The 12,241-nt window shown below is 63.5% G+C and carries 11 protein-coding genes and 1 riboswitch; of the genes, 2 read left to right on the top strand and 9 right to left on the bottom strand.

Annotated features, from left to right (window positions below; genetic code table 11):
* Positions 1-15 precede the first annotated feature (15 nt).
* A riboswitch (SAM riboswitch) is annotated at positions 16-129 on the bottom strand.
* Positions 130-279: 150 nt separating this feature from the next.
* The 4 genes from hisN to M1E17_RS15545 all read right to left on the bottom strand — a co-directional run bounded on the left by hisN (position 280) and on the right by M1E17_RS15545 (position 4,287).
* A complete protein-coding gene (gene hisN / locus M1E17_RS15560) occupies positions 280-1,098 on the bottom strand; it encodes a histidinol-phosphatase (protein ID WP_267275598.1) in 819 nt (272 codons plus the stop codon).
* Positions 1,099-1,238: 140 nt separating this feature from the next.
* Positions 1,239-2,354, bottom strand: coding sequence for a ribosome small subunit-dependent GTPase A (gene rsgA, locus M1E17_RS15555; RefSeq protein WP_457962876.1), 1,116 nt, complete (start codon positions 2,352-2,354; stop codon positions 1,239-1,241).
* Positions 2,338-3,732, bottom strand: a complete 1,395-nt coding sequence (aroA, locus tag M1E17_RS15550; protein ID WP_457962875.1) for a 3-phosphoshikimate 1-carboxyvinyltransferase — start codon at positions 3,730-3,732, stop codon at positions 2,338-2,340. Before aroA ends, rsgA begins: the two co-directional genes overlap by 17 nt.
* 6 nt (positions 3,733-3,738) lie before the next feature.
* Positions 3,739-4,287, bottom strand: coding sequence for a DoxX family protein (locus tag M1E17_RS15545; RefSeq protein WP_457962874.1), 549 nt, complete (start codon positions 4,285-4,287; stop codon positions 3,739-3,741).
* Between the two features lie 285 nt (positions 4,288-4,572).
* On the opposite strand from M1E17_RS15545, the gene M1E17_RS15540 reads away from it, so the two are divergent.
* Both M1E17_RS15540 and rsrA read left to right on the top strand, forming a co-directional pair.
* A complete protein-coding gene (locus M1E17_RS15540; protein WP_457962873.1) occupies positions 4,573-5,340 on the top strand; it encodes a sigma-70 family RNA polymerase sigma factor in 768 nt (255 codons plus the stop codon).
* Positions 5,337-5,597 carry a mycothiol system anti-sigma-R factor gene (gene rsrA / locus M1E17_RS15535; RefSeq protein ID WP_267275593.1) on the top strand — a complete coding sequence of 87 codons (261 nt, stop codon included), beginning with the start codon at positions 5,337-5,339 and terminating at the stop codon, positions 5,595-5,597. Before M1E17_RS15540 ends, rsrA begins: the two co-directional genes overlap by 4 nt.
* A gap of 115 nt (positions 5,598-5,712) precedes the next feature.
* Here rsrA and M1E17_RS15530 read toward each other — a convergent pair whose 3' ends face one another.
* The 5 genes from M1E17_RS15530 to M1E17_RS15510 all read right to left on the bottom strand — a co-directional run bounded on the left by M1E17_RS15530 (position 5,713) and on the right by M1E17_RS15510 (position 12,084).
* On the bottom strand, positions 5,713-5,787 hold the full coding sequence (locus tag M1E17_RS15530; protein WP_369299106.1) for a 50S ribosomal protein bL37: 75 nt from the start codon (positions 5,785-5,787) through the stop codon (positions 5,713-5,715).
* Positions 5,788-5,950: 163 nt separating this feature from the next.
* Positions 5,951-6,565: a PadR family transcriptional regulator gene (locus tag M1E17_RS15525; RefSeq protein WP_457962872.1), complete on the bottom strand. Its 615-nt coding sequence runs from the start codon at positions 6,563-6,565 to the stop codon at positions 5,951-5,953.
* Positions 6,565-7,422, bottom strand: a complete 858-nt coding sequence (locus M1E17_RS15520) for a DUF4097 family beta strand repeat-containing protein (protein WP_457962871.1) — start codon at positions 7,420-7,422, stop codon at positions 6,565-6,567. Before M1E17_RS15520 ends, M1E17_RS15525 begins: the two co-directional genes overlap by 1 nt.
* A 97-nt stretch (positions 7,423-7,519) precedes the next feature.
* The gene (locus M1E17_RS15515) at positions 7,520-8,119 is read right to left on the bottom strand and encodes a GDSL-type esterase/lipase family protein (protein WP_457962870.1); all 600 of its coding nucleotides are present in this window, start codon (positions 8,117-8,119) and stop codon (positions 7,520-7,522) included.
* Between the two features lie 149 nt (positions 8,120-8,268).
* The gene (locus M1E17_RS15510) at positions 8,269-12,084 is read right to left on the bottom strand and encodes a multifunctional oxoglutarate decarboxylase/oxoglutarate dehydrogenase thiamine pyrophosphate-binding subunit/dihydrolipoyllysine-residue succinyltransferase subunit (protein ID WP_457962869.1); all 3,816 of its coding nucleotides are present in this window, start codon (positions 12,082-12,084) and stop codon (positions 8,269-8,271) included.
* Positions 12,085-12,241: the final 157 nt, after the last annotated feature.

Below are 12,241 nucleotides of genomic sequence, written 5' to 3'. Positions count from 1 at the left end.
ACTCCCTGTGCCGGGAATCCGCGCTTGCCGCATCCGTTCCGGACCGGCCTGGTCGTCACCCGGGGCACCCCACCGCGAATGGAGGGTTGCCGGCCAGCAAACCGGGGTTTCGCGCTGGCACTCGTGACCTGTTAAGAGCGTAGGACATGGGCCGGGCGGGGAAAAAGCCGGGCCGAATGTTAAGGGTTTTGTTACGCGGGTTGAAATAGGCCCCACTCACCGAAGATACGACGGCGGACGCCTCCTTTTGAAGGCGTCCGCCGCTGATAATTCGGATGATCAGGACGAGAGAAGATCGTCCAGGCTCGGATTTAGTCTCTTCAGGACCTCCGAGTGCAGGATGGAATTGGTGGCCAGGGCATTGCCTCCGAAGGGCCCGTCTTCTCCCTCAAGGGAGGTAAACCGGCCCCCGGCCTCAACCACAATGGGCACCAGCGCCGCCATGTCGTAAAGGTTCAGCTCGGGTTCACACGCGATGTCCACAGAGCCTTCGGCCACCATGCAGTAGGACCAGAAGTCGCCGTATGCCCGCGTCCGCCACACATCCTCGGTGAGCTCCAGGAACTCGTCAAGATTGCCCCGTTCCTTCCACCCACCCAGGCTGGAATAGGACAGCGACGCGTCGGACAGCTTTGAGACGTCCGAAACCCGCAGCCTGGTGGCGGCGGCAAGGGAACGGCCCATGTAGGCTCCAGCGCCCTTGGCCGCCCACCAGCGCTTACCGAGCGCCGGGGCACTGACCACGCCGACCACCGGTTCGCCCTCGTCAACGAGTGCGATGAGTGTGGCCCAGACGGGGACGCCGCGAACAAAGTTCTTGGTGCCGTCAATGGGGTCGATGATCCAGCGGCGGGAACCATGTCCGCTGCTGCCGAACTCCTCACCGAGCACGGCATCACGGGGACGGGAGCGGGAGAGTTGGCCCCGGATGGCTTCCTCAGCGGCCTTGTCAGCATCTGTGACCGGCGTCAGGTCCGGCTTGGTTTCGATGTGGAGGTCCAGGGCCTTGAAGCGGCTCATGGTCTGGTCGTCCACGGAATCGGCCAGCACGTGGGCCAGGCGCAAGTCATCGTTGTAGCTCGAAGCGGGTTGGATCATGGTTCCAAACTACCGTCAAAGCGGGGCAGGGGCGGGGACATCGGCGTCCCGAACCGTTCCGACGCTTCCGGACAGGGTCCGCTGAAGGCGGGAAAATACGGCAAAACCCGCCAAACGGTGAGCGAACGGATGGCGGTACTTCAGCCCATGCTGCCGAGTTCCTTGGTTTCCTGACCTTCCATCCGCGGATCGGTGCCAAGCAAACGCCGCAGTGACGCAAGCCGGGCTGCACCCGTCGGGCCGGCGTGGCCCTCGGCCACCCAGGCGTCCAGCCCGCAGTTGACCGCGGCGGCGTTGTGCTTGCAGCCACGTTCACATGCGTCCGTTCCCGGCTCGAGATCCGGGAAGGACCGGAGGATGCGATCCGGGTCCACATGTGCCAGGCCGAAGGACCGGATCCCGGGAGTATCAATGATCCAGCTCCCCGCCGGCGAGTCAGTCAGTTTGAGGGCAAGGGCAGACGAGGACGTGTGCCGCCCCCTCCCCGTCACCGCGTTGACGCCGCCCGTGGCACGTTCGGCACCTGTCAGCGCGTTCACCATGGTGGATTTGCCCACGCCCGAATGCCCCAGCATCACCGTGACCTTGCCATCGAGGTGTTCACGGAGCTGGGAAACGGCATTACTGTCCAGCCGGGCAGACAGGCCGTCATCGGAACGTGCATCGATTCCGGACGCCGCGGAATCGGCCGTGCGGCTGATGATGACCGGGAAATCAAGGTGCTCGTAGTTGGACAACAGCTCCGAGGGATCCTTGACGTCCGCCTTGGTGACCAGCAGCAGCGGGTCAATCCCGGCGTCGTAGGCTGCTACCAAGGCGCGGTCGATAAAGCCGGTCCGGGGTTCCGGGTTGGCGGCAGCCACCACGACCACGAGCTGATCGGCGTTGGCTACCACTGCGCGCTCCACGGGATCAGTGTCATCCGCGCTGCGGCGCAGGAGTGTCCTGCGCTCCTGGATCTTGACCAGGCGGGCCAGGGTGTCAGGTTCGCCCGATACATCCCCCACGAGCGAGACGAAATCTCCGGCGACCACGGGGGAGCGGCGCAATTCCCGGGCCCTTGCCGCGATGATCACGCGCTCGTCGCCCGAATCCTCACCGACCACTGCCGTATACCGGCCGCGGTCCACCGTGATGATGCGTCCCGTGACAGCGTCATCGTGACTGGGACGGTCCTTGGTACGCGGGCGTGACCCCTTTTTGCTGGGACGGATCCGGACATCGGACTCGTCCCATGAATCAGTGCTGCGTGCCACCGACGGAACCCTCCGGCCCCTCAGGCTGGGTTGACTGGCCCTGGGCGAGCATGTCCGCCCACAAGGCAGGAAAGTCCGGCATGGTCTTGGCCGTGGTGGCGATGTCCTCCACCTCAATGCCCTGCACGGCCAGGCCAAGGATGGCACCGGCGGTGGCCATTCGGTGATCTGCGTAACTATGTACGACGCCGCCGTGCAGCTTCGCCGGGCGGATCACCAATCCGTCGCTGGTCTCTTCTGCATCGCCGCCGAGGCGGTTGATTTCGGTGACGAGCCCGGCCAGCCGGTCCGTCTCATGCCCGCGCAGGTGTGCTATTCCCGTGAGCCGGGAAGGGACGCTGGCGAGGGCGCACAGAGCGGCGACAGTAGGGGCAAGTTCGCTGGTTTCATCGAAGTCGCCACCCTGGATCCCAGCCCCGCCGGTAACGGTCAGGACGCCGTCAGCGAGGCTGACGTCGGCACCCATTGCCGACAGGATGCTGCGCCATTTGTCTCCCACCTGGGTGGTTTCCGCCGGCCAGTTCGGGATGCGGACCGTTCCGCGTGATGCCAGGGCAGCGGCCAGGAAGGGGCCCGCATTGGACAGGTCCTGCTCGATGCGCTGGTCGAAAGCCCGAATATGGCCCGGGGCGACAACCCAGTGGTTGGGAACGGAATCATCCACCGAAACCCCCAGGCCCCGCAGCACGGCCACCGTCATATTGATGTGGTCAAGGCTTGGCACTGGCTTGCCAACGTGCTCCAGATGCAGGCCTTCAGTAAACCGTGCTCCCACGAGAAGCAGAGCCGAGACGAACTGCGACGACGCGCTGGCATCGATCACCAGGTGTCCGCCGCGGACTTCGCCGGTGCCCTCGACCACGAAAGGCAACGAGGCAGGAGTGCTGCCGTCCTCCGCGGCTACCGCAACGCCGAGGGCTTTCAGCGCTTCGATAATGGTTCCCATCGGGCGGTTCCTGGCGTGCGGATCGCCGTCGAAAACGCTCTCGCCGTTTCGAAGCGCGGCGAGCGGAGGAACGAACCGCATCACTGTTCCGGCGAGGCCGCAATCGATCTGCGTCCGCGCCGGGGAAGCGTCCCGGCTCAGCGGAATCACTTCGAGGTCCGGCCCGAAGGCGCCGTCTCCCGGTACCTCGGTGATGCCGGCACCCAGTTGGCGCAGGGCCTCAATCATCAGCGCTGAGTCCCTCGAGTGCAGCGGGGCCCGCAGCCTGGAAGGGCCGTCAGCCAGTGCCGCCAGGACCAGGAACCTGTTGGTCAGGGACTTGGAACCCGGCACCGTAACCGTGGCATTGACCGGCCTGGCGGCAAACGGTGCGGGCCAGTGGGACACAGCTTCGGAAGAGTCACGGGCAGGGGCGGCAATGGATCCGGTCATGCGTCCTTAGGCCCCCGTTGCCTGATCCACGGCGCGCCGGACAGCCTTGTCAGCCTTGTGGAGCTGCTTGCCGGTGGTCTTTTTGGTGTCCGCAGCGAGGTGGGAAGCGCCCTTTTTCACGTCGGCAGCCAGGTGCTCTGCGCGCCAGGCCAGTCCGGGCTTGCCTGCTGTATCCACGGAGGCAAGCAAGGCGCCGCCGCTGAGGGAGAGATTTTTGAGGAGCTGCTTGCGCCGGGCATCCCGGCCTTCCTTGGAACTGATGTCAGCGCTTCGCCACTCCACAAAAGTGTTCAGGACCGAAATAACCGTGAGCAGCGTTGCTGACAGCCGTGCGAACTTGCCCAGTCCGAACAACACGCCGGCACCTACCTGCGTTCCGCCAATCACCTTGGCCAGTGTCTTCTCGCTGGTCTGGAAGGGCAACGAGGCTGCTGCCTTGCGCAGAAGGGGCGAGAGTTGCTGAGCGGTATCATCAGCGTTCCTGAACTTGTCCAGACCGGCAAGGACGAAACTGGATGCCAGCATGGGCCGGGCGAGAGTACGGACAAAGGACATGGATTTCCTCCTGGGTGGACGAACCGCGTCGTATGCGGCGGAGTCCGTTCTAGTCTTGCACTTTTGAGGAATATTTGCCTGCCACCAGTGGTTATGGTTTGCGGGTCCGGGAAATGCCGGACACCCCCATCGATGAACTGCAGTGGTAAAGAGCGGAGTTGGCACTTGGCGTTGGTGAAGGACGAAACGGAAGTAGCGGGCCCCGTGGTTTTGGAGACTCTGGAATCAGATCCTCCGGAGTACGGTTCGCTGCGCGCCCAGAGCGTGACAGTAGACTTGAAGGCAATGAGCACCCTGGATCCGGCCCTTGAGGCCATGTATGAGGCCTCCGGAAGCGAAGCCAAGAGCCGTAACGACGCACAGCCCGCCGCCGGAGAATCAGCAGAGCCTGAAACCCTCAGCGGCGAGCCTGCAGAGCCCGCCGTTGACTTGGCCAAGGAATCGCCGGAAGAGCGTCGCATCCGCTTCGAGCGGGACGCAATGCAATACGTGGACCAGCTTTATTCCGCTGCCATGCGCATGGCCCGGAACCCGGCTGATGCCGAGGACCTTGTCCAGGAGGCCTACACCAAGGCATTTTCGGCGTTCCATCAGTACAAGCCGGGCACCAACCTCAAAGCATGGTTGTACCGGATCCTGACCAACACCTACATTAACCTGTACCGAAAACGGCAGCGGGAGCCTTTGCAGTCCAATTCGGACACGATTGAGGACTGGCAGCTGGCAAGGGCGGAATCCCACACGTCCAGCGGGCTCAGGTCGGCGGAGGCAGAGGCACTGGATCACCTGCCTGATTCAGATGTAAAACGCGCGCTCCAGGCGATTCCGGAGGAGTTCCGGCTGGCCGTTTACTTCGCGGACGTCGAAGGCTTCGCCTACAAGGAAATTTCGGACATCATGAACACGCCCATCGGCACCGTGATGTCCCGGCTGCACCGCGGCCGGAAAATGTTGCGGGACATGCTGGCGGACTATGCCGCCGATCGGGGATTCAAAGGCGCCGTCGAAACCCAGGAAGCGGCCGAAAGCACACAACAGGAGAACAGGAAATGAGCGACTGCCAGGGATTAGGCGACTGCGACGACGCCAGGATGCAACGCATCTATGAGTACCTTGACGGGGCACTGACCCGTGAGGACATCACGGAGATCAAGCACCACCTTGATGACTGCCCTGAATGCACTCAGCAGTACGACCTCGAATGCGTGATCCGGAACATGGTGAAACGCTCCTGTACCGAGGCCGCACCGGAGAACCTCAAGAACGCCATTCTGGATCGGATACATTCCATCCGCCCGGTGGACGCTTAGCCTTCACTGCCAGCCGCGGAAGATCGATTCAAGACGCACCGATTCAAGACAAAGGACCCCGGAAGCCGTGTGGCTTCCGGGGTCCTTCGCTTAAACCGTCATTCCAAGCTTTTGCTTAGGTGTTGGGGCGCTTCCCATGGTTCGCGCCGCCACGCTTACGGTCACGACGTTTACGTGCACGCTTGCTCATAGCTGGCCTCCTTAATTTCGGTACTCAAAAGAGCTGCCCTCAAGTCTCCCATAAGAAGGGACAGGCCGCGAACCAGGATCGCAGCCATGACGTGGGGCGCCGTCCTGCAACGGCCGGCGTTCTGCAGGCTTGCGTCCTGCAGCGGCTTGCCTCGCCTCTCCCGTCAGCCGTGCAGCGAATTCCTGATGGAGATGCGGGCCTGGTCCAGGACGGTCTTGACGGTTTCAAGTGCCAGCGGGCTGAGCGGCTGCCGGCTCGCCTCCAGTCGAAGTTCGATCCGCAGGTCGTCCCGGAATGCCTGAAGGAGCAGCTCGGCCTCTTTCAGCGTCCGGTTCCCGTCCTGCGACTGCCGGGTACCTGCCATCCTGAAGTCTGCGGAGCGGGCCGCGGAACGCGCCGCCTCGGCGGTCGCTGCGAGATCTGCGCGCAGCCCGCGCATGTTGCTCCGGATGTCCTCGCGGAGGCTGTCCGCCAGGCGGCGGACGGAGGCGGAGATGTCGTTTTCGACGCCGGCCAGTTCGTCCCGGCGGCTGTTCAGTTCCGCCAGCCCCGCCGCGGTGATGAAATAGTTGGTGCGCCTGCCCACGGACTCCGTAGCTACCAGTCCCTCTTCCTCCAGCTTTCCCAGTCGCGGGTAGATGGTTCCCGCGCTGGGGGAATACGTTCCGCCGAACCTCTCCTTGAGGGCCTTGATGAGCTCGTAGCCGTGTTTGGGGCCGGACTCCAGGAGGGCCAGAAGGTATAACCGGAGGGCACCATGGGCAAAGACCGGAGGCATCAGCCTGCCGCTTCCGGGTTCCTTGTTTCGCCGTCCGACGCTTCCCCGCTATCCGGAGCAAGGCCATGGAAGATGGACGTCTTGCCGGACACGGAGTTGGTCCGCACCAGCATGAGCTTGCGGTCCGGACCTGCGATGGTTTCCACCTTGCCCCCGGGCTGGGCGTAGTGCTGGTCGTCGATGACCACCGTCCCGCTGGCGGATTTCGCCACGATGTCCACCCCGACGTCGTGCGGGAGCCGGATGGTCAGGTCCCCGGAGACTGAATTGGCGCCGAAGTCATGCGTAAAGCCCCACAGGTCAAAGCTCATGTCGCCGCTGACAGTGTTGGCGCGGATATTGCTGAACCGGCCGGAGGCCGTAACCTCGCCCGAGACGCTTTTGGCGGTCAGGACGCCGTCGTGGTTGCGGGCAACCACGTCCCCGCTGATGGTGTTGATGTGGAGGTTGCCGCTGGTGCCATCTGCCATTACCGAACCGGAGACGGTATTGAGCCTGGTGTGCCCGCTGATCCCGGACACCAGTCCGTCACCACTGACGGTGCCCGCTTCCACTTCGACGCCGGCCGGAAGGGCGATGCTGATGACGGCCGAATTATTGCTGTTGTGGTTGACGGTTCCCATCAGGTTCTTGAACCAGCCCTGCGGTCCGTGAAGCTGATGGCGGACCTCGAGCCGGCCGTCGACGAATGACACGGCCACGGGGTCGCCCTGCACTTCTGTGATCTCCACCCGGACGACGGGGTCGGCGTGAGTAACGACGTCAAACCTTCCGCGCACCATGCCCAGCTTGAGCGAGGTGACATTGTCAACATCGATGGTTTGCGGATCGGTGACGGTCCAGCTGTCCTCGGTCATTGGTTCCTCCAAGCTCGCGATATATCGTGTCGTAGGCCAACCTATACCGGGAGGGAAAGGAGGTCAAGATATATCGCGAATTTGCTGAAGCGGCGGCTTAGGCCGGGGCGTCCATTTTCAGCCACTGGAACCAGCCGCGATGCAGGACCAGCCATGCCATGAGGCCATACCCAGCCTGCCCCGGGGTTCCGCTGTTTGCGGCGAGGTCCTGGCGCCACTGCTCATGGTTGACCAGTGGAGAAAACGTGTCCACGTAAAGGTGTTTGCGGCGTGTGGTCACATCGGCGAAGGCCGTATTGAGCTCGCCAAGGCGCCGGTTATGTGCCGGGTCCAGGGTGGGGGGCGGGCCCACCACAAAAACCTCAATCCTGTTTTGCGATGCCGAATCCAGGATATTGGCCAGATTAAGCCGGCTGCGCGCAGTGGAAAGGCCGAACTCGATGTCCCGGCCGGACAGGCCGATCACGAGCCGGTTTTCGTGGTGGTCACCGAACCGGCGTCCGGCCTCCTCCAGCCAGCGGGCAGCCAACCCTTCCGTTCCCTCCTGCGGGCAGGGGAGGGCATAGCTTTCCAGTTCCACGCCATCCTGGGGAGTGCGGGCCAAAACGCGGCCCAGCCAGCCGAGTGCCCTGGGATCCCCAAGCCCGGCCAGCAGTTCATCTCCAACAGCTGCGATGCGCAGCTTCCTGTCTTCCACGGGTTCCTCTTTACTTCAGTGCTGAATGACATGACGCGTTGCCCGCATCTGCTGCTGCCGGGCCGTTTCAAGGAACCGGCCCACCCCCATTAAACAGAACTGCCCGGCCGGAGTCTGGGATTTCGACGTCCGGCCGGGCAATCTAGCGGCTACTTTCGTGCAAATGCCTGCTTCAGGAGCGAATCCTGCTCGGCAGCGTGCCGCTTCATGGAGCCGGCAGCCGTGGAGGCCGAGGCCGGACGGGACACCAGGCGGACGGCACGGTCAAGCGCGCCCGGGAGGTTGAGCCCAACGAATGGCCACGGACCCTGGTTGGCAGGCTCGTCCTGTGCCCACACCACTTCGGCGTTCGGGTACTTGGCCAGCTCCGCCGCGATCTCTGCATGCGGCAGCGGGTAGAGCTGCTCCACGCGGACGATCGCCGTCGTCTTGTCCTCCGTCTTCTGCCGGGTGGACAGGAGATCGTAGTACAGGCGGCCGGACACCAGAAGGACGCGTTCGACGGCGTCTGCCGCCAGCTGCTCATGGTCACCGATGACGGTGCGGAAGCTGCCCGTGGTGAAGTCCTCCACCGAGGAAGCCGCGCCCTTGAGGCGGAGCAACTGCTTCGGAGTGAAGATGATCAGCGGCTTGCGGGGGCGGCTGTACGCCTGGCGGCGCAGCAGGTGGAAGTGGGATGCCGCCGTCGTGGGGTTGGCGACGATCATGTTTTCTTCAGCACACATCTGCAGGAAGCGTTCGATCCGCGCGGAGGAGTGGTCCGGGCCCTGGCCTTCGTAGCCGTGCGGAAGCATCAGCACCAGGGAGGACCGCTGGCCCCACTTCTGTTCTGCGGAGGAGATGAACTCATCGATGATGGTCTGCGCGCCGTTCACAAAGTCACCGAACTGCGCCTCCCACAGGACGAGCGCATCGGGACGCTCGACGGAGTAGCCGTATTCGAAGCCCATTGCCGCATATTCGGACAGCAGGGAATCGTAGATCCAGAGCTTGGCCTGGTTGTCCGAGAGGTGGCCGAGGGGCAGCCATTCGTTGCCGTTGGCGCGGTCATGGAAGACAGCGTGGCGCTGAACGAACGTTCCCCGGCGGGAGTCCTGGCCGGCCAGGCGCACGGGGACGCCTTCCATGATGAGCGATCCGAAAGCCGCAATCTCGCCAAAGCCCCAGTCGATGCCACCTTCGCGTGACATCTGCTCGCGCTTCTCGAGCAGCTGCTTGAGCTTTGCGTGGACCGTGAAGCCCTCGGGGATTTCAATGTGCGCCTTGCCGATGCGGGCCAGGGTCTCGGGTGTGATGGCGGTGGACGCAGGCGCATTGGACCCGGAGTCGGACTGCTGGGCGATGGGACGCTCGATGTCCGATACCGCGGCGGAGTCCGCCGTGATGATCGGGATGGGCGAGGTCTGGGCGGCATGGGTCTCGGCAAAGACCCGCTCCAGCCGCTCCTGGTAGTCGCGGAGCAGCTGTTCGGCTTCCTCTTCGGTGATGTCGCCGCGACCGATCAGCGACTCCGTGTACAGCTTCCGCACGGAACGCTTGGCTTCGATCAGGTTGTACATCAGGGGCTGGGTCATCGAGGGGTCATCACCCTCGTTGTGGCCACGGCGGCGGTAGCACACCATGTCGATGACAACGTCCTTGTGGAAACGCTGGCGGAACTCGTATGCGAGCTGGCCGATGCGCACCACCGCTTCGGGGTCGTCACCGTTCACGTGGAACACGGGGGCCTGGATCATCTTGGCGACGTCCGTGGAGTACGTGGAGGACCTGGACGAGGAAGGTGCGGTGGTAAAGCCGACCTGGTTGTTGACCACCACGTGGATGGTGCCGCCGGTACGGTAGCCGCGCAGCTGGGAAAGGTTCAGCGTCTCGGCTACGACACCCTGGCCGGCGAAGGCGGCGTCACCGTGGACCATAATGGGCAGCACGGGGAACGCCTCGCCCTGGTCCAGGCGGTCCTGCTTGGCGCGGACGATGCCTTCCAGCACTGGGTCCACGGCTTCAAGGTGGGACGGGTTGGCGGCCAGGTAGACCTTGGTTTCGTTGCCGTTGTCCGAGGTGAACGTGCCTTCAGTGCCGAGGTGGTACTTCACGTCACCCGAGCCCTGGACGGAGCGCGGATCCTGGGTGCCTTCGAATTCACGGAAAACCTGGGCGTAGGTCTTGCCGGCGATATTAGTGAGTACGTTCAGACGGCCGCGGTGGGCCATGCCGATAGCCACTTCATCCAGGCCGTCATCCGCGGCGTCGGACATGATGGCATCCAGCAGCGGAATCAGGGACTCGCCGCCTTCGAGCGAGAAGCGCTTCTGGCCCACGAACTTGGTCTGCAGGAACGTTTCGAAGGCCTCAGCAGCGTTCAGCTTGGAGACGATGCGCAGCTGCTCTTCACGGGTGGGCTTGGAGTAGGGGTGCTCCAGCTGGTCCTGGAACCATGTGCGTTCCTCCGGCTCCTGGATGTGCATGTATTCGATGCCGGTGGTGCGGCAGTAAGCGTCGCGCAGCACCGCCAGGATGTCACGGAACTTAAGCACGGGCTTGCCGCCGAAGCCGCCGGTGGGCCACTCGCGGTCCAGGTCCCACAGGGTCAAGCCATAGGTCAGGACATCAAGGTCCGGGTGCTTGCGCTGGACATACTCCAGCGGGTCGGTGTCCGCCATCAGGTGCCCACGCACACGGTAGGAGTGGATGAGCTGCTGGATGCGGGCGACCTTGTTGATCTGGTCTGACGGGTCCACCTGCAGGTCCGGGCTCCAGCGCACGGGTTCGTACGGAATGCGCAGGGATTCGAAGATCTCGTCATAGAAGTTCTGCGCGCCGAGCAGCAGCTGGTGCACCAGCTTGAGGAACTCGCCGCTGCCGGCTCCCTGGATGACACGGTGGTCATAGGTTGACGTCAGGGTGAGGACCTTGCTGATGGCGTTATGCGCAATGATCTTTTCGCTGGCACCCTGGAATTCGGCAGGGTAGTCCAGTGCACCGACGCCGATGATGGCGGCCTGTCCCTTGGAAAGCCGGGGCACTGAGTGTACTGTGCCGATGCCGCCCGGGTTGGTCAGGGACACCGTGGTGCCGGAGTGGTCGTCCGCTGTCAGTTTGCCGGCGCGGGCGCGCTTGATGAGGTCTTCATAGGTGTGCCAGAACTCAGAGAAGTTAAGGGTCTCGGCCTTCTTGATGTTCGGCACCATCAGCAGGCGCGTTCCATCAGGCTTGGGCATGTCAATGGCGATGCCGAAGTTGACGTGTGCAGGCTGGACGGCAACGGGCTTGCCGTCCACTTCGTCGTAGTAGACGTTCATGGACGGGAACTGGGACAGGGCCCGGATGACGGCGTAACCGATGAGGTGGGTGAAAGAGACCTTGCCGCCGCGTGCGCGGGCCAGGTTGGAGTTGATGACAACACGGTTGTCGATCAGCAGCTTGGCAGGGATGGCCCTGACGCTTGTGGCGGTGGGAACCTCCAGGCTGGTGATCATGTTCGAGGCGATGGCCTTGGCCGGGCCGCGGAGGACTGAGACAACGTCCTCTTCGGGAGCCGTGGGCGCTTTGACGTTTTTGGGGAGCTGTGCGGGGATCGGCTGTGATCCGGTTCCAGGCTCGGTCATCTTTGCGCCGTCCCGGGCAACAGTTGCCGGGGCCTTCTTTGCCGGTGCAGCTGCAGGTGCAGGGGCCGGAGCTGCCGCGGGAGCGGATGCCTCAGGCTGCGCTGCCGGCGCCGGTGCCGGAGCTGCTGGGGCCTGGGCCGGAGCTACGGCAGGCATTTCACGGGTAGGGGGGTGGGCGACGGCGAGGGGCGAATTCCCGTTGGAAGAAGAATCGCTGCCCGAGTCGAAGGATTCAAACAGCGGCCACCATTTGGCGTCCACAGCGTTCTTGTCCTTTTGGTACTGCTCGTACAGTTCGTCAACGAGCCACTCATTTCCGCCAAATTCCTCTGGTAGACGGTGGCTAGGCTGCTCTGGCACTTGAAATACGCCTCTTCCATGAGTTTGATTTCCCTCTGGCCGCCACGGTGCCTCAGCACAACATCCGAACCAGTTCTCTGCGTCCTCTGAACCCAGACCTTTGCCAGTCTAATGAGCATCCTGCGCTAACTGCCAATAAGGGTGACCCAAATCATGA

The sequence above is a fragment of the Arthrobacter sp. D1-29 genome (assembly GCF_054130585.1).
The sequence above is the reverse complement of the archived record's forward strand: the minus strand, read 5'-3'. Positions and strand labels throughout refer to the sequence as shown.

Coding starts and splice junctions, on each gene's coding strand:
- hisN (WP_267275598.1), bottom strand. CDS start 1,098: ATGATCCAACCCGCTTCGAGCTACAACGATGACTTGCGCCTGGCCCAC.
- aroA (WP_457962875.1), bottom strand. CDS start 3,732: ATGACCGGATCCATTGCCGCCCCTGCCCGTGACTCTTCCGAAGCTGTG.
- M1E17_RS15545 (WP_457962874.1), bottom strand. CDS start 4,287: ATGTCCTTTGTCCGTACTCTCGCCCGGCCCATGCTGGCATCCAGTTTC.
- M1E17_RS15540 (WP_457962873.1), top strand. CDS start 4,573: ATGAGCACCCTGGATCCGGCCCTTGAGGCCATGTATGAGGCCTCCGGA.
- rsrA (WP_267275593.1), top strand. CDS start 5,337: ATGAGCGACTGCCAGGGATTAGGCGACTGCGACGACGCCAGGATGCAA.
- M1E17_RS15525 (WP_457962872.1), bottom strand. CDS start 6,565: ATGCCTCCGGTCTTTGCCCATGGTGCCCTCCGGTTATACCTTCTGGCC.
- M1E17_RS15520 (WP_457962871.1), bottom strand. CDS start 7,422: ATGACCGAGGACAGCTGGACCGTCACCGATCCGCAAACCATCGATGTT.